A 747-nucleotide genomic window follows, 5' to 3' on the forward strand; every position below is an offset into this window, starting at 1 on the left:
GACCGGCTGGGCCATCATCGGGATGGTGTTCTACGTGATCGGCGAGTACACGTCGGTGCTGACAAAGACAGCCTACCCGATCAAGTGGTTCAAAGGCCGCCCGGCCCGGCTGACGACGGGACTGGTGGGCGGCTTTTTCGGTGGCGTGTATGCCGGCGGATTCCTCTGGAGCGCGGCGGCGTCGTTCATCGGGGCTGGCGCACTGGCTGGCGGTGGTACAGTGGTTCTCGGACTGACGGCGAAAGAGACGCTCATCGTGTTCCTGGCGGCGCTGGTCGTGGGGCTGGCGCTGTACACGGGCGCGGCTGCAGAGGAGGCGGTGGATGCAGATTAACATCTCCGGCTGGGGTGCGGTCATGCTGGCCGCGGTCGGGCTCGTCGCCATCGCGATGTTCGTGGCCCCGGAGGCAACGACAGACTACGTCAACGGCGTCGCGAGCGCTCTGTCGGGGGGCTAACCGTGAGCGGACACGCACTCTCGGGAGGTGATAGGGCCGCCGTCGCCGCGGTTAGTGTTGCGGTCGTCCTCGTCGCTGTCACCGTGGCGGGCGCGTTCGCGATGCCCGCATCGGCAGCGGTGGCTGACGGACACTACCAAGCGACCAACGAGACGGCCGACAGCGCGTCGAGCGACTGGACAGCGCCGGGACCGTTCAACATCTCGGAGCTGCGGACGGGCGGCGACCAGATATCAAGTGGTGGCTCACAGGGGCCGCCGGAGTCGACGCGGATGCTCCCGACCGGCGG

The 747-nt window shown here is 67.7% G+C and carries 1 protein-coding gene and 2 pseudogenes; all 3 read left to right on the forward strand.

The window, feature by feature from the left end:
* Nucleotides 1–334: pseudogene (locus tag DVK00_RS21485) on the forward strand (hypothetical protein); the annotation flags it as partial.
* Nucleotides 324–458, forward strand: coding sequence for a hypothetical protein (locus tag DVK00_RS22360; RefSeq protein ID WP_255410841.1), 135 nt, complete (start codon nucleotides 324–326; stop codon nucleotides 456–458). The pseudogene DVK00_RS21485 and the gene DVK00_RS22360, both read left to right, overlap by 11 nt.
* 2 nt (nucleotides 459–460) lie before the next feature.
* Nucleotides 461–747, forward strand: a pseudogene (locus DVK00_RS20625) (hypothetical protein); the annotation flags it as partial.

The organism is Haloarcula sp. Atlit-47R (assembly GCF_003665985.1).
Lineage (GTDB): Archaea > Halobacteriota > Halobacteria > Halobacteriales > Haloarculaceae > Haloarcula > Haloarcula taiwanensis.